Annotated in this window: 10 protein-coding genes and 1 pseudogene; 4 read left to right on the top strand and 7 right to left on the bottom strand. The window is 71.2% G+C overall.

Annotation, left to right across the window (positions count from 1 at the left end):
* Positions 1-17: 17 nt before the first annotated feature.
* The 5 genes and pseudogenes from AS97_RS17405 to AS97_RS17385 all read right to left on the bottom strand — a co-directional run bounded on the left by AS97_RS17405 (position 18) and on the right by AS97_RS17385 (position 5,924).
* On the bottom strand, positions 18-1,280 hold the full coding sequence (locus AS97_RS17405; protein WP_125760037.1) for a 6-phospho-beta-glucosidase: 1,263 nt from the start codon (positions 1,278-1,280) through the stop codon (positions 18-20).
* Positions 1,277-2,182, bottom strand: a pseudogene (locus AS97_RS17400) (carbohydrate ABC transporter permease). The gene AS97_RS17405 and the pseudogene AS97_RS17400 overlap by 4 nt, the downstream one beginning before the upstream one ends.
* Before the next feature lie 15 nt (positions 2,183-2,197).
* Positions 2,198-3,151, bottom strand: coding sequence for a sugar ABC transporter permease (locus tag AS97_RS17395; RefSeq protein WP_059145671.1), 954 nt, complete (start codon positions 3,149-3,151; stop codon positions 2,198-2,200).
* Between the two features lie 11 nt (positions 3,152-3,162).
* On the bottom strand, positions 3,163-4,491 hold the full coding sequence (locus AS97_RS17390; RefSeq protein WP_210565239.1) for an extracellular solute-binding protein: 1,329 nt from the start codon (positions 4,489-4,491) through the stop codon (positions 3,163-3,165).
* 197 nt (positions 4,492-4,688) lie between these two features.
* Positions 4,689-5,924, bottom strand: a complete 1,236-nt coding sequence (locus AS97_RS17385) for an ROK family transcriptional regulator (protein WP_059145673.1) — start codon at positions 5,922-5,924, stop codon at positions 4,689-4,691.
* Positions 5,925-6,219: 295 nt separating this feature from the next.
* Between AS97_RS17385 and AS97_RS17380 the strand changes: the two genes are divergently transcribed.
* A complete protein-coding gene (locus tag AS97_RS17380; RefSeq protein ID WP_197049154.1) occupies positions 6,220-8,145 on the top strand; it encodes a S53 family peptidase in 1,926 nt (641 codons plus the stop codon).
* Positions 8,146-8,269: 124 nt separating this feature from the next.
* On the opposite strand, the gene AS97_RS17375 is transcribed toward AS97_RS17380, so the two are convergent.
* Positions 8,270-9,370: a mechanosensitive ion channel family protein gene (locus AS97_RS17375; RefSeq protein ID WP_059145674.1), complete on the bottom strand. Its 1,101-nt coding sequence runs from the start codon at positions 9,368-9,370 to the stop codon at positions 8,270-8,272.
* Positions 9,371-9,822: 452 nt separating this feature from the next.
* Between AS97_RS17375 and AS97_RS17370 the strand changes: the two genes are divergently transcribed.
* The gene (locus AS97_RS17370) at positions 9,823-10,359 is read left to right on the top strand and encodes an HNH endonuclease (protein ID WP_059145675.1); all 537 of its coding nucleotides are present in this window, start codon (positions 9,823-9,825) and stop codon (positions 10,357-10,359) included.
* Positions 10,360-10,492: 133 nt separating this feature from the next.
* Here the strand turns inward: AS97_RS17370 and AS97_RS17365 are convergent, their stop codons facing one another.
* Entirely contained in the window at positions 10,493-13,480 is a 2,988-nt protein-coding gene (locus AS97_RS17365) for a beta-N-acetylglucosaminidase domain-containing protein (RefSeq protein WP_210565238.1), read from the bottom strand.
* 391 nt (positions 13,481-13,871) lie between these two features.
* On the opposite strand from AS97_RS17365, the gene AS97_RS17360 reads away from it, so the two are divergent.
* Together AS97_RS17360 and malQ are read left to right on the top strand one after the other, a co-directional pair.
* Complete coding sequence (locus tag AS97_RS17360) at positions 13,872-14,162, top strand: hypothetical protein (protein WP_059145677.1); 291 nt, start codon at positions 13,872-13,874, stop codon at positions 14,160-14,162.
* On the top strand, positions 14,162-16,339 hold the full coding sequence (gene malQ / locus AS97_RS17355; RefSeq protein ID WP_086706559.1) for a 4-alpha-glucanotransferase: 2,178 nt from the start codon (positions 14,162-14,164) through the stop codon (positions 16,337-16,339). Before AS97_RS17360 ends, malQ begins: the two co-directional genes overlap by 1 nt.
* The last annotated feature ends 32 nt before the right edge of the window (positions 16,340-16,371 follow it).

Genomic DNA, 16,371 nt, shown 5'->3' with positions numbered 1-16,371 from the left:
GGTCGATACGGTCTGGGTCAGGCCCACGCCAGATGCTCCCGGTTGTGCGCGATGAGGTCGTCGGTCAGCTTCTCGGCGTATTCGATCTGGCCGATGAGGGGGTGGGACAGCAGTGCCTGGAAGACCCGCTCCCGGCCGCCCTTCAACGCCGCCTCCAGCGCCAGGTGTTCGTACGCCGTGACATTGGCGACCAGGCCGGCGAACAGGGGCTCGAGGGGGCGCACGGGCAGTGGCTTCGCGCCCTGTGCGTTGACGGCCGCCGGGACCTCGATCACCGCGTCGTCGGGCAGGAAGGGCAGGGTGCCGTTGTTGAGCGTATTGACGATCCGCACCTCACCGGTGTCGCCCAGCAGGGACGAGGTGAGATCGACCGCCGCCTCCGAGTAGAACGCCCCGCCGCGCTTGCCGAGCAGCTCGGGCTTCTCGTCCAGAGTCGGATCGCCGTACATCTCCAGCAGCTCACGCTCGATCGCCGCGACCTCCGCCGCCCGGGACGGCTTGGTGCGCTGCTCCCTCACCACCGCGTCGTGCTGGTAGAAGTAGCGCAGATAGTACGAGGGGACGACGCCGAGCCGGTCCACCAGCGTGCGCGGCATCCGCAGATCCTCGGCGATCGCCTCGCCGTGCTCCGCGAGCAGCTTGGGCAGCACATCCTCGCCGTCGGTGCCGCCGATGCGCACCGCGCGCTCCCAGGTGAGGTGGTTCAGGCCCACATGCTCCAGCGTCACCTCGCCGGGGGTGACACCCAGCAGCTTCGCGAACTTCCGCTGGAAGCCGATGGCGACATTGCACAGGCCGACCGCCCGGTGCCCGGAGGTGAGCAGCGCCCGGGTCACGATTCCGACCGGGTTGGTGAAGTCCACGATCCAGGCGTCGGGGTTGCGGCGCCGCACCCGCTCGGCGATGTCCAGCACCACCGGCACCGTGCGCAGCGCCTTGGCCAGCCCGCCCGCGCCGGTGGTCTCCTGTCCGACGCAGCCGCACTCCAGCGGCCAGGTCTCGTCCTGATTCCGCGCGGCCTGGCCGCCGACCCGCAGCTGCAGCAGGACCGCGTCCGCGCCGTCCACGCCCGCGTCCAGGTCGTCGGTCCACGAGATGGTGCCCGGGTGGCCCTGCTTGGCGAAGATCCTGCGCGCCAGCCCGCCGACCAGCTCCAGCCGGTCGGCGGCCGGGTCGACCAGGACGAGCTCCTCCAGCGGGAGCGCGTCCCGCAACCGGGCGAACCCGTCGATGAGTTCGGGGGTGTAGGTGGATCCGCCCCCCACGACTGCGAGCTTCAACCTTTGACTCCTGTCAGTGTGACGCCTTCGACGAAGGCTTTCTGAGCGAAGAAGAAGATGATGATGACGGGGGCCATGACGAGCAGGGTCGCGGCCATCGTCAGATTCCAGTTGACGCTGTGCGCGCTCTTGAAGCTCTCCAGGCCATAACTGAGCGTCCAGGCGCCCGGATTCTGCGCGGCGTAGATCTGCGGGCCGAAGTAGTCGTTCCAGCAGTAGAAGAACTGGAAGAGCGCGACGGCCGCGATCCCCGGCTTGGCCATCGGGACCACGATGCGCAGCAGCGTGCCGAGTTCACCGCTGCCGTCGACCTTCGCCGATTCCAGGTACTCCCGGGGAATCGTCAGCAGGAACTGACGCAGCAGAAAGATGGAGTACGCGTCGCCGAACGCCATCGGAATGATCAGTGGCCACAGCGAACCCGACAGATGAAGCTGCTAGGCCCAGACCAGATACATCGGGATCACGATCACCTGCGGCGGCAGCATCATCGTGGAGATGACCATGATCATGGCGGTGCGGCGACCGCGGAAGCGGAATTTGGCGAGGGCGTAGGCCACCGGAATGGAGGAACAGACCGTGAACAGGGTGCCGAGCCCGGCGTACATCAGCGAATTACGCCACCAGTCCAGAAAGCCCGGAGTGTTGAAGACATCGGCGTAATTCGACCAGTTCCATTCGGTGGGCCACAGATCGCCGCTCAGCGCCTGGTCATCGCTCATCACCGAGGTCAGGAAGACAAAGACGAAGGGCAGGATGAAGAAGAGCGCGGCGGCGATGGCGACCGTGTGCACGGCGATCCAGTGCAGCGCGGCGCGGCGGCGGGCGGCGGGGGCGGGGGAGCGGCCGGCGGCGGGGTGCGTGGGCGCGGATGGCGCCGAGAGGGCGGTGGTGGCGGTCATGGCGGATCGGTCCTCTCAGTCCTCGGCCGACAGCAGTCCGGCACGCTTGCGCATCAGCAGCGTCGTCACGGCCATCGCGATCGCGAACAGCACGAGCGAGAGCACGCAGGCGGCTCCGGTGTTGAAGTTCTGGAAGCCGAGCGAGTAGACGAGCTGCGGCACGGTGAGCGTGGAGTGGTCGGGATAGCCGGGCTGGATGACCGATCCGGGCCCGATGCTGACCCCGGAGGCGAGCTTTCCGGCGACCAGCGCCTGGGTGTAGTACTGCATGGTCTGGACGACACCCGTCACGACCGCGAACATCACGATCGGGGTGATCGACGGCCAGGTCACATAGCGGAACTTGTGGAACGCCCCGGCGCCGTCGAGTTCGGCCGCCTCGTACTGCTCCTTGGGCACGTCCAGCAGGGCCGCCATGAAGATGACCATGAGATCCCCGATGCCCCACAGGGAGAGCAGCACGAGGGAGGGCTTGGCCCAGGCCGGGTCGTTGAACCAGTTCGGCGCGTGGATCCCGATATTCCCGAGGATGTCGTTCACCGGGCCGGTGCCGGGATTGAGCAGGAAGACGAAGGCGACGGTGGCCGCCACCGGAGGGGCGAGATACGGCAGATAGAAGGCGGTGCGGAAGAATCCCACCCCGGACTTGATCCTGGTGACCAGCAGTCCGATGCCCAGGCCGAAGACGACCCGCAGCGCCACCATGACCACGACCAGCCAGAGTGTATTCCACAGCGCCGGTCCGAACAGCGGCATCTGCTCCAGCACATAACGCCAGTTGCGCAGTCCCACGAAGGTCGGGGCCTCGATCTGGTTGTAGTGCATGAAGGAGAAGTAGACGGTGGCGATCAGCGGATAGCCGAAGAAGACGGTGAAGCCGACCAGCCAGGGGGAGAGAAAACCGAGGGTGCGCAGCCGCTCTCGCCGTGCTTTGCGGCGCAGGGCGGGGGCGTTCGTCAAAGTGGCCATATCGCACTCCGTCAGTTCTGTGCCTGGAGATTGTCGGCGTCTATCTCGTCATCGAGTTCCCTTAGCCCCGCGTCCAGATCGTGCACCTTGCCCGCCTCGACGCCGTAGGAGAAGTCCTGCAGCGAGGTGACGTACTGGCCGCCGTTGATCGAGGGCGGCAGGGCGGTGCTGTAGCGGTTCTGCGCGATGTCGAGGAAGGCCCGGAAGGTGGGATCCGAGTCCAGTTTCGGCGAGGTGAGCGCCGCCTTGGTGGACGGCACATTGTGAATGGCGTTGGCGAAGGCGACCACCTGATCGGTGTCGGCGGTCAGGAACTTCACCAGCTCCCAGGCGGTGTTCTGGTGGGTGCTGGAGTGCGCGATGCCGACCACGGTGCCGGTGAGATAGCCCCGGCCGTAGGTTTCGGGCCGGTCGTCGGGCACGGGCAGCGGAGCGGTGTCCCACTTGAACTTCGCGCCCTTCATGAAGAGCCCGCGCCATTCGCCGTCCATATGCATGGCGAGCTTTCCGGTGAGAAAGGCGTTCTGGGACGACATCTCATCGCCGAAGGAGGTGCGGAACGTCTCCAGCGGCCCATAGCCGCCCTGGCTCCGGATCAGCTCCCGGGTGGTGGCGTAGAACTCCTTGGCCGCCTTCTCCTTCGCCAGCCGCGCCTTGCCGTCCTTGCCGAAATAGGACGGGCCCCACTGGGCGAAGAGCCGGTCCGGGCTGTTCTGGTAGAGCCGGAAATTGGGCATGAACCCGACCCGCTGATAGCCGCCGCTCTTGGTGCGCTTGGTCAGCTTGACGGCGTCGCGCCGCAGCTCCGACATGGTGCGCGGCGGCCGCTTGATGCCCGCTTCCGCGAAGGCGTCCTTGTTGTAGTACATGCCGTACGCGTCGGCGAGCAGCGGGAGGGCGCATTGGTCGCCCTCGTAGCTCGTGTAGTCCAGCAGCGTTTTCGGGAAGACCTTGGTCTTGTCCAGCCCGGTCTTCTTCATGAACGGATTGAGGTCCACCCACATCCCGGACGAGCAGTACTGCCCCACATTGTTGGTGGTGAAGGAGGAGACCACATCGGGGGCATCGCTTCCGCCCGCCCGCAGCGCCTGGTTCACGGTGGCGTCGGTGACGTTCCCGGTCGCCTGCACCTTGATATTGGGGTGGAGCTTCTCGAACCGGGCGATGCTGGCATCGATCGCCTTGACCTCGCTCTTCTCCGACCAGCCGTGCCAGAACTTCAGCGTGACGGGTTTGGTCGGATCGTCCTCGGCGCTGCCGGTGCTGGGATTGGCGCAGCCCGTCAGGAGGAGGGCGCCGGCGCTCAGCACCGACGCGAGAGCGGCCAGTTTTCGTGGCATGGGGGACTTCCTTTACTGCGGTACGGGGGGACGGCAGGGGGAAGCGGCGGTGCGGGCGCCGGATGATGAACCAGGAAGTACGGGGAGAGGAAAGTACGGGGAGAGGAAAGTACGGGGAGAGGAAAGTACGGGGAGGGGAAAGTACGGGGAGGGGAAAGTACGGGGAGGGGAAAGTACGGGGAGAGTGGGGCGGTGAATCAGGCGTCGAACCGGGCGGTGTCGAAAACGGTCTGACGGGCATCGGCGACCGCCGTCCGCAGCGCGCCGATGAGAATCGGATCCCCCTCGAGCTCACTGATCCGCAACTGCGGGCGGGGCAGTGCGAGACCGGTCATCTCGGCCTCGACCAGCTGACGCAGGCGCTCCCCGCCGGCCTGGGCGACCTCACCCGAAAGGACGACCAGCTCCGGGTCGACCACGGCGACGACGGAGGCCAGCCCGGTGGCCAGCCGGCGGGCCAGTTCGGTCAGCACCTCGTCCCCCGGGCCGGGGGTGCGCAGCGCGGCGGCGAGCGCCTTGGTGGCCGTGGGCGCGTCGATCCCGTGGTCGCGGGCCAGCTCCACGACGGCGGGTGAGCCGACCAGCTTCTGGAACCCCCCACCCCCGTCCGGCCGGGCGGTGGCGTCCGGTCCGCCCCGGGCCAGCGGGGCGCCCGGCAGCGGCATATAGCCGATCTCGCCGGCCCCGCCGGTGGCGCCGCGCAGCAGGGTGCCGCCGAGCACGATGGCCGCGCCGACCCCCTCATCGGCCCAGACCAGCGCGAAGTCGTCGAAGTCCTGGGCGGTGCCGTGGTGCTGTTCGGCGATGGCGGCGAGGTTGACGTCGTTCTCGATGACGATCGGAGTGTGCAGCACCTCGGCCAGCTCGTCCCGCAGGGTGCGGGACTGCCAGCCGGGCAGATGCGGGGCGTAGCGCAGCGTCCCGGTGCGCGGGTCGAGCGCGCCGGGGGTGCCGATCACGGTGGAGTGCAGATCGTCGCGGCCGAGCCCGGCGGCGGCCAGCGCCCCGTCCACCGCCTCGGCGACCAGCTCTCCGGTCCGGTTGGTCAGGCTCTCGTCGGTCGCCGGGGCCGTCACCCGGTGCTCACCGGCCACCTGGCCGGTGATGTCGGCGACGGCGGCGGTGATGCCCTCCTGGTCGACGGCGAGCGCGGCCACATGGGCGGCGGCGGGATCGATCTCGTACAGCTGCGCGTTGGGCCCCGGCCGTCCGGTGACGTTCCCGGTGGTGCGGACCAGGCCGACGGACTCCAGGCGGGTCAGCAGCTGGGAGGCGGTGGGCTTGGACAGCCCGGTCAGCTCCCCGAGCCGGGTCCGGGTGAGCGGCCCGTGCGCGGCCAGCAGTTCCAGTGCGGCGCGGTCGTTCATGGCGCGGAGGACGCGGGGAGTCCCGGGCGTGCCGCCCTGCGTGCTGCTGCCGGGTGGTGCGGCCATGTGCTGCCCCCGTCCTCACTCTGTTAAGAAAGTTTCCTATTGATGAACAGCAAGCTAGGGGGCGGACCGGGGTGGCGTCAATGGGTCATGGGTGGGCTTTCCTTGGTGGGTTCTTGGCGAAGAGATGGATCTCGCATGTGCCTGGCATGGACAAGTCACCGTAAGAGTGGCCTCCGGTGGGGTGGCTGTGATCGTCGGCCCCCACCGGAATGCGACTACTCGTATCGCAGGGGGTTTGGTGAGATCTTCTTCCCGGAAGCGCGCGGCCCGTTCCAGACAGCGCACGGCCTTGGGTCTGGCGGCGGCGCTGCCGTTGGTGGCCGGTGCGCTCGCACTGGGCATACCCACGGCCCAGGCCGACTCCACACCGCAAGGCCGTGACACCCTGAGCGGCACCAAGCCCACCTGGGCGACGGTGCGTTCGGATCGTGGCGCCACCGATGACGGCGATAAGGTCACCGCCCGCGTCTACCTCGCCGGACGGGACGCCAAGGGGCTGGCCGACTACGCGAAGGCCGTGTCCGACCCGTCCTCACCGGACTACGGCAGGTATCTCCCGGCCCGGCAGGCCCAGGCACGTTTCGGAGCGACACGGCAACAGAAGGATGCCGTGACCGCCTGGTTGAAGGGCTCCGGGCTCGACGTCACCGGCGCCAACCAGCACTATCTGTCCGTCACCGGCGAAGTCGCCGCCGCTGAGCGGGCGTTCGGCACCCAGCTGCACGACTACACCAAGGGCGGCGAGGTCTACCGGGCGCCGTCGAACGCGGCCACCGTGCCCGCCTCGCTCCATGGCGCGGTGCTGACCGTCGTCGGCCTCGACAACGCGCCCAAGCGGGCCAAGCACGACGAGACCCTCCCGCCCCCCGGGCCGGTCTTCAAGAACGCCGGTCCGTTCTCCACCTCCTACGGCTCCCGGACCAACCGGAGTCTGCCGTCGGCCTACGGCGCCAAGCAGCCGTACGCGATCAAGGGGTACACCGGCAAGCAACTGCGCGCCGCCTACGGCGCCAAGAGCCGTCACACCGGTAAGGGCGTCACCGTCGCCATCACCGATGCCTTCGCCTCGCCGACCATCGCCGCGGACGCCGCCAAGTACGCCCGGCGCAACGGCGACCCGGCCTACCGCGAGGGCCAGCTGACGCAGGTCCTGCCGGCCGACTACCGGTACACCGAGGAGTGCGACGCGGGCGGCTGGTACGGCGAGGAGACCCTCGACGTCGAGGCGGTGCACGCGGTGGCGCCCGCGGCCGACATCGTCTACGTCGGCGGGGCCTCCTGCACCGACGACGATCTGCTCGACTCGCTGGCCAAGGTCGTCGACAACCGGCTGGCCGACATCGTCTCCAACTCCTGGGGCGATGTGGAGGCCAACGAGACCCCGGACGTGGCCGCCGCCTACGACCAGATCTTCCAGCAGGGCGCGGTCGAGGGCATCGGCTTCTACTTCTCCTCCGGTGACAACGGCGACAACGTGGCGTCCACCGGCACCAAGCAGGTCGACACCCCGGCCAACTCGGCGTGGGTGACGGCGGTCGGCGGCACCTCCCTGGCCGTCGGCAAGGGCGACACATACCAGTGGGAGACCGGCTGGGGCACCACCAAGGCCACGCTCTCGGCCGACGGCACCAACTGGGAAGCGCTGCCCGGCGCGTACACCTCCGGCGCCGGCGGCGGCACCAGCAAGACCGTCGCACAGCCCTTCTACCAGCGCGGAGTGGTCCCGGACTCGCTCGCCCTGGCAGGCGGCGGCACGGCCAAGAAGCGGGTGACCCCGGACGTCGCGGCCGTGGCCGACCCCAACACCGGCTTCCTGGTGGGCCAGACGCAGACCTTCCCGGACGGATCGCTCCAGTACGGCGAGTACCGCATCGGCGGCACCTCGCTGGCCGCGCCCGTGATCGCCGGTGTCCAGGCGCTCGCCCAGCAGGCGCGCGGCGGCCAGCCGATCGGCTTCGCCAACCCGTCGCTGTACGACCGGTACGGCACCGCCTCGTACCACGATGTGACCGATCACCCGCTGGGCGCCGGTGTCTCGCTGGGCGTGGTCCGGGTCGACTACGTCAACAGCCACGACGACTCCGACGGGCTGGTGACCTCGCTGCGCAGCCTCGGCCGGGACAGCTCACTGCACGCGGTCGTGGGCTACGACGATGTGACCGGCGTGGGCACCCCCGCGGCCGGCTATCTCAGCTCGTTCGGCGGACACCACCGCCGCTGAGCCGGGGCTGAGCTCCTTACGGTTGCCATGGGGCTCCCGTCCCTCCCCGGGGCGGGAGCCCTGCCACGTCCGCCGCGCTCATTTCCGCGTGGGCCGCGCGCTTACTTCCGTGTGTGCGCCGTGCTCACTTCTGCGTGGGCGGCGGCACCGTCGCGGAGGGGGTGGCGGCCGGGCCGGCGGGGGCGGAGAGCGGGCTGGCCGCCGTGGACTGCGGCGAGTCCGGGTTGGCCAGCGCCGACGGCGCCGCCGTGGTGGCCGACGGATCGACGGCCTCGGTCTGCAGCTCCGGGTCCAGGGGCCGGCCGACGAGCTGAATGCCCGCCTCGTTCAGCGCCTTCTTGATCCGCCAGCGCAGCTCCCGCTCGACACCGAGCGACTTGCCGGGCATGGTCCGCGCCGACACCCGGACGATCATCGAGTCCAGATAGACCGCGTCGAGCCCCAGGACCTCGATCGGCTCCCACAGCCGCTCGTTCCACGGCTCGTCCTTGGCCATGTCCACACCGACCTGCGTGATCACGGAACGGACGTGGTCCAGATCCTCCTCGGCCCGGACCTGGACGTCGAGCGCGGCCGTCGCCCAGCCCTGGCTGAGGTTGCCGATCCGCTTGACCTCGCCGTTGCGCACGTACCAGATCTCGCCGTTGTCCCCGCGCAGCTTGGTGACGCGCAGCCCGACCTCGATCACTTCGCCCGAGGCCACCCCGGCGTCGACCGTGTCGCCGACCCCGTACTGGTCCTCGAGGATCATGAAGACACCGGAGAGGAAGTCGGTGACCAGATTGCGGGCGCCGAAACCGATCGCCACACCCGCGACCCCGGCGCTGGCCAGCAGCGGCGCCAGATTGATCTGCAGCGCGGAGAGGATCATCAGCGCCGCGGTGCCCATGATCATGAACGAGGCGACGGAGCGCAGCACCGAGCCGATCGCCGCGGAACGCTGTCGCCGGCGCTCCACATTGACCAGCAGCCCGCCGAGCGCGGTGCCGTCGACGGCCTGGGCCGTGCGGTTCATCCGCTCTATCAGCTTGGTGATCGCTCGCCGGATGACGGACCGGAGTACGAAGGCGATGATCAGGATCAGGGCTATGCGCAGGCCGATGCCGAGCCAGGTGGACCAGTTCTCCTCCACCCAGCCCGCGGCGTTCGTGGCGCTCCTATGCGCATCGTCGAGAGTCGTGGGACGAGGCGTCGAGTCTGCGGCCAGAGCAGCGGACCAGAACACAGCAGAAACCCTTCGTATGCGACATGCCCGCACGCATCACCCGCGCGCGGAACCTCTCACACAGTAGCGGGGCGCGAGACGCGCCGTTCCTGTGTTCGAGAGGGCGCGAGCGTGCTCAGGGGGCGCGTATGAGCGGGGCCGGAGGCCGCAATTCCACCTTCTGCCCCGGCCGGGAGGGCGCGGTGGCAGCAGCGGGGGAAGGGCCGTGATTCTTGCCACTCCGCAGTGGGGTCCCGCTGCCCGCGCACCGTGAGCGAGGCCGCCGGAAGGCTGTCGGGACGGTGGTCAAGCGGCCGCCGCCCCTACCGCGCGCGGGCGGTATACGCGCGGTACGCGGAAATGCCTCTCAACCGTTAACCCGGTGATAGTGGCGTTCCGGCCAGGGTTCAGGGGAAACTGGGGGAGATCGTCCCGGCGCGAGCCACGCGCCGCCGGCGTACAAGGAGGCCCCCGTGCCGCATGTCCTGGTCCTCAACGCGTCGTACGAGCCCCTCGGCGTCGTACCGCTCCGCCGCGCGCTCATACTCGTCCTCAACGACAAGGCCATCAGCCTTGAGGACTCAGGCGCCCTGATGCACAGCGCGTCCCGCGCGATCCCCGCACCCAGCGTCGTCCGGCTGAAGCGCTTTGTGAGGGTGCCCTTTCGCGGCCCCGTCCCGCTCACCCGCCGCGCGCTGTTCGCCCGCGACGGCGGCCGATGCGCGTACTGCGGTGGCGTCGCAACCAGCGTCGATCACGTCATCCCGCGCAGCCGTGGCGGGCAGCACACCTGGGAAAACGTGGTCGCCGCGTGCCGTCGCTGCAATCACGTCAAAGCAGACCGCCATGTCGCCGAGATCGGCTGGCGGCTGCGCCATCAACCCGCGCCGCCTTCGGGGCTCGCGTGGCGGATCATCGGCACGGGGCATAGGGACCCGCGCTGGCTGCCATACCTGCAGGCATACGGCGCGGAAGACGCCATGGCCCGGATCGACGGCAAATCCGCCTGAGATCCGGGTCACCATTTTTTTGAGGCCCGGTTCGCCCCTGGCCGGTAGGAACCAGGGGCCGGGAGCCACCGGTGCCCGGCGGGGAACCGGGGCACCGTGGAACGGAGGGGAGACCGGGCCCTGAGACCGGGCCCTAATCCTTCTGGACCGCGTAGGCGGCGACCGACCAGAGGGAGTAGCCGAAGCGGGTGGCGCGCTCGACGCCCTGGATGCGGATGAAACGCGTGTCCGGGGCGTCCATGCCGATCGACTCCCGCCCGCCCTTCCCATGGGCGACTGTCGCCGCCTCGCGCCAGGTGCGGCCGTCCCCGGAGACCTGGACGCGGTAGCGGGAGGCGTAGGCGTCCTGCCAGTTCAGCTCGAGGCGGCCGATCCGGGCCGGGCGGGCCAGCTCCAGCTGGAGCCAGGCGCCGTCCTCGGGCCGGGAGGACCAGCGGGTGTCCGCCTTGCCGTCGATCGCGGCGGACGCGGGGAGGTCGGCGGTCTCGTCGCCGGACGAGGTCGCCTTCGTGCCCTCCGCACGGGCCAGGTCCGGGCCGCCGGCGCTCGGGAGCGCCCTTACGGTCAGCATGCGCTCCTCCGACCCGAAGCGGACCGGGAGGGAGTAGCTGCCCGCCTTGGTGCCCTGGGCCACCGATATCTCCAAGCGGGCGGTCACCGCGCCGCCGCGTGGGGCCGTCACCCCGCCGGGGGCCCGGACGGTGATGCCGTGCGGCGCCTTCACCGTAAGGTCCCCGCTCACATCGCCGGGGCGGTGGGAGACCAACTGTGCCTCGACGATGGCCGCGCCGCCGCCTATCTCCGCGTCCGCCGTCTTGTGGGACAGCGTGAGCTCGGCGTCCGGGGTGTCGCCGAACCAGGGCGTGATCTCGTGCACGGCCGGCGGGGTGGTGCCGGCCGGCCAGCTGAGCCGGATCGCGTCCGCCAGCAGGTCCCTGTCCCCGTCCGCCGCCCTGACCTGGGTGAAGCCGCTGCCCGAGAGCGCACCCAGGCTGCGCCAGCCCTTACCGGGGACATGCGCCTCCACGGTGCCCGGTGAGGCGTCCCGGACCCGGGCGGTGAGCGCGGAGACGGAGGAGAGCGGACGGCTGCGGCCGAAGCGCACCGTGACCGGGCGGCCGGGGGACGCCACCTCCGTGGCCGCCTTACCGTCGGCCGCCGCACGGTCGTCCTTGCCCGTCCGCAGCCCCTGCTTCGGGGTCCGGTCCACGCCCGACCAGGCGTCCGCCCGCGTCAGGGCCTTGGCGAGGAAGGGATCGAGGACGCCCTTGCCGACCGTGACCCGGCTGTCCCCGATCTTTTCGCGCAGCGCCTCCACCGCGAGCCGGGCCTTCCAGGCCGCCGCTCCGTCGCCACGTGCCTGGGCGGTGAGCATGTCCACGGCCCGGACGCCCGCGTCGCCGTACCGGCCGAGCTGGTCGAGCCAGGGCCGCACATCGTCGCCCAGCGTGCGGGACAGCCGCTCGGGGGCGTCGCGCATGGTCCGGAAGGCGTCGCGCAGCCGGTCCCCGGACCGCTCCAGCCGCCCCACGTCCGTACCGGCCAGGGCCGTCCAGAACGCGTCGAGGAGTGGGCGCAGATACGCGGACTCGTCGCCGCCGAGCGTCGAGGAGGCGTCGTTCCCGGCGAGGGCGCGCAGGGCGGCGCGGGTCTTGGTGTCGGGGCCCGCGAGGTCGTCGATGGCCGCCTGCCAGGACTCCTGGGGGCGGTAGCCGCGCGGGTTCCAGGCGAAGTCGGCGGCGGTGAACAGCGGGATCCGGGAGGCGGTCGGCTGCTCCATGGCGTTGGCCAGCAGCGCCGCGGACTGGGTGGCCACCGCCGGGTCGCGGCCGGTGTACGGGCCGAGGAAGATCCGGTCCTGGGCCCAGTCGTTGACCGGGTAGTTGTCCATGGTGACCAGGCGGTGGCCGAACGCCGACCGGGCACCGGCCAGCTCACCGCCGGTGATGGTCCTGGGCACCACTCCCACCCCGGTCCAGGCGACGTCCACGCCGTCGTCGAGCGCACCGGACAGCGCGCGCCGGAACTCGGTGTCGCCGTCCTGGAAGTACTCGGTCGGCATCAGGGACAGCGGGGCCGAGCCGGGGTAGCGGCCGGCCAGATGGCGGGCGAGGGCGTTGGCCACCTTGGCCTGTGCGGTGGCGGCGGCCTCCGGGCCGGAGCCGAAGGTGTCGGCGTCGGCGTCGCAGTGCCACTCGCTGTAGCTGACGTCCTGGAACTGCAGCTGGAAGGAGCGCACCCCGAGCGCCCACATGGCGTCGGCCTTGCGCAGCAGCGCCTTGAGGTCCTTCGAGGACGAGAAGCACATCTCCTGGCCGGGGGAGACCGCCCAGCCGAGGGTGACGTGGTTGGCCCGGGCGCGCGTGGCCAGCTCGCGGAACTCCTCGCGCCGCTCGGCGGGGTAGGGGTCGCGCCAGCGAGCCTGCCGGTAAGGGTCGTCGCCGGGCGCGTAGAGATAGCGGTTCTGCTTGGTGCGGCCCATGAAGTCGAGCTGGGCCAGCCGGTCGCGGTGCGACCACGGGGAGCCGTAGAAGCCCTCGGTCGTGCCCCTTACGGCCGTCCCGGGCCAGTCGCGGACGGTCACCCCGGCGACGGCGGAGCCCTTGCCCTCCCGCTTCACCAACAGCTGGCGCAGGGTCTGGACGGCGTGGAAGAGACCGTCGGGGCCGACGCCGGACAGCGCGATCGTGGGCCGCCCCTCCACCGGGCCCGTGGCCAGGAGATAGCCGCCGGACGGGAGGTCGCCGCGCTCGGGGGCGCGCAGGGCGCGCAGGGCGTCGGCCGCGCCCCGGCCGCCCACCTGCACCACCAGTCCGCGCGTCGGGGCCTTGCCGCCGGGGGTGGCTTCGTTGACGGTGCGCACCCCCGCGTCGTGCAGCAGGCCGCGCAGCGCGTCCAGGGCGTACGGATCGGCGTCGCCGTCGGCTATGAGCGTGGCCTCGTCCCCCAGGGCCAGCTCCGGCCCGTGTGCCCGCAGCGACTGAGGGCGCGGCCATACGGGCGGTATGCCGTCGCCGCTGTCGCGCTCCGGTGTGGAGGCGCCCGGGGAGCCGTGGTCCACCGGTGCGGCGGCGGCCGCGGGGGCGCCGCCGAGCAGCCCGCCGATGACCGCGGCAGCCATGGCCGTCGCCCCCGCGGCCCTGGGCCTCTTCCCCCCGAAGTGCACGGGCCTCTCCTCGATCCAGATAGCCGGTCCCCGCAGATGGCGCCGATAGGCGTGAGCCCACCACCAGGCCGGTGAGGGTGTCAACGCGGACGACCGAACTGTCGGCATTGCCGCGTGCGCGAGGCACTGGGCGGACCGGGGCCCGGCGCGGCGCGCCCGGCGCAAGTCTGACGGATGAAGGGCGGTCCTGTTCGTAAACTCTGTGCTCCCGATCCCTTGCGGCCGTGAAATCGCCGCCCAGAGGGGATGTGACCTACAGCACGTACGGGGGGCGTTTACGTCTGCGCCCGTCCGGAGTGGGTAGGGCTCGGGATGACCCACTGCCGACAACCCCACGGAGGTCCGTGTGGCCGCGTCAGCTCAGCTTCTGCTTTCCGCCCTGTCCAAACCCGGACCCGAGGCGTCCAGTGAACCGGATCCCTTCGACGGAGTCTCCGACCCCGACTGTGGACTGTGCGGCCTGGACGGCTTCGGGTCCGGAAGCGCTACGGAGGCGCCCCTCACCAGCGAGCCCCCGCTCGCCGACAACGTTCCCCTGACCAGCGAGCCCCCGCTCGCCGCCGAACGTCCCCTGACCAGTGAGCCGACCGCCGCCCTCACCGGCGTGGGCGCGGGCTGCGAGCCGATGGAGTACTGATGGGCAGAGCGCGGCTCGCCGAGCTGCACGGTGTCGCCACCTCCTACGAGCCCGCCCCGGGCCGCACCGTCCAGGTGCCCGAGGACACAGTCGTCGCCGTACTGGCCGCGCTCGGCGTGGACGCCTCGACCCCCGAATCGGTACGCGAAGCGCTGGACCGGCATGAGAGCCGGCAGCGCGACCAGCTGCTGCCCCCCTGCGTGGTGGTGCGCCCCGGCAAGGCGCCACGCCTGAGCCTGCCCGAGGGCACGGCGCTGCGGGTGCGCCCCGAAGACGGCGCACCGCACACGCGGGGGCGGGCGGCCGCGGGGACCCGTGGGGCCGATAGCGCCCTTACGGAGGCCCGCACAGAGAGTGTTCATAGGGGTGGCGTCCTTACGGAGGGCACCACCGCCGAAGGTCTCCTTACCGCGCTGCCGCCCGGCGCCCATACCCTGCTCGCCGAGGCCCCCGACGGCCGCCGCGCCACCGCCCCCCTCATCGTGGCCCCCGACCGGATGCCGTTATCCCCGGTCCGCAGTCACGGCTTTCTGGTGCAGCTCTACTCGCTGCTCTCCGCGCGCTCCTGGGGCATGGGCGACCTCGGCGACCTGGCCGATCTGGCCGCCTGGTCGGGGCGGGCCCTCGGCGCCGGCTTCGTCCAGATCAACCCGCTGCACGCCGCCGTGCCCGGCACCCCGGGCGCCCCCACCGATCCGTCGCCCTACCGTCCCTCCTCGCGCCGCTTCCCCGACCCGGTCCATCTGCGGATCGAGGACGTGCCCGAATTCGTCCAGCTGCGCGGCCCCGCCCGTGAGCGGGCCGATCAGCTCCTGGAGGCCGCCACCGCCCTCCGTACGTCCGTCCTGCGCGAGGGCGCCCTCATCGACCGGGACGCCGTCTGGGCCCTCAAGCGCGAGGCGCTGGAGCTGGTGCGGACGGTCCCGCTCAGTCCCGGCCGCCGCGCCGCCTACTGCGACTTCCTCGCCGAGCGCGGCCAGGCCCTGGAGGACCACGCCCTGTGGTGCGCGCTGGCCGAGACCCACGGTCCCGAATGGCGCACCTGGCCCGGCGGCCTGGCCGATCCGCGCTCGGCGGCCACCGCCCGCGCCCGGACCGAGCACCTGGACCGCGCCGACTTCCACTGCTGGCTGGCCTGGCTCACCGACACCCAGCTCGCCGCCGCCCAGCGCGCCGCGCTCGACGCCGGCATGGGCATCGGCCTCGTCCACGATCTGGCGGTCGGGGTCCATCCCTCGGGCGCCGACGCCTGGGCGCTCCAGGACGTCTTCGCCTCCGGCATGTCGATCGGCGCGCCCCCGGACGCCTTCAACTCCCGGGGCCAGGACTGGGGCCTGCCGCCGTGGCGCCCGGACGCGCTCGCCGCCACCGGTTACGCCCCTTACCGCGATCTGCTGCGCGGCCTCTTACGGCACGCGGGCGCGCTCCGTATCGACCATGTGATGGGCCTCTTCCGGCTGTGGTGGGTCCCCGAGGGTCGTGAGCCGACCGAGGGCTGTTACGTCCGCTACGACGCGGAGGCGATGCTCGGCGTGCTCGCCCTGGAGGCGCACCGGGCCGGGACGGTCGTCATAGGGGAGGACCTGGGGACGGTCGAGCCCGGCGTGCGGGGGGAGCTGGAGCGGCGCGGAGTGCTGGGGACGTCGGTGATGTGGTTCGAGCGGAACTACAACGGAGCGGGCGCGGCCCGGCCGCTGTCCCCCGGGGAGTGGCGCGCGGACTGCCTGGCCACCGTGACGACCCACGATCTGCCGAGCACGGCCGCCCGGCTCACCGGCGACCATGTCGAACTCCGGCACCGGCTGGGCCTGCTGACCCGCCCCCTCGCCGAGGAGCGCGCGGCGGACGCGGTCGAGGTCGCCGAGTGGCTGGCGCTGCTGGGGCGGCTCGGGCTGCTGCCCGAGGGGCCGGGCGATGAGGAGGGGGCGGTCAAGGCGGTCCACCGCTTTCTGCTGCGCACCCCGGCGAGGATGGTGGGCGTATGGCTGCCGGACGCCGTGGGGGACCGCAGACCGCAGAATCTGCCGGGCACCTGGGATCAGTACCCCAACTGGCGGCTGCCGATCGCCGACGCCGAGGGGCGCCCGATGTCCCTGGAGGAGCTGGTCGCCTCGCCTCGGCTGCGGGCGCTGATGGCCGAGGTGGCCCGGCTCGCCCCTCGTCAATCCGCGCCGTAAGGCCGACTCCGCCCATGGCCGGCTCGCCGGGC

It is taken from the genome of Streptomyces sp. AgN23, from assembly GCF_001598115.1.
GTDB lineage: Bacteria > Actinomycetota > Actinomycetes > Streptomycetales > Streptomycetaceae > Streptomyces > Streptomyces antimycoticus.
Note: the sequence above shows the minus strand (reverse complement) of the source record. Positions and strands in the feature narration are given on the sequence as shown.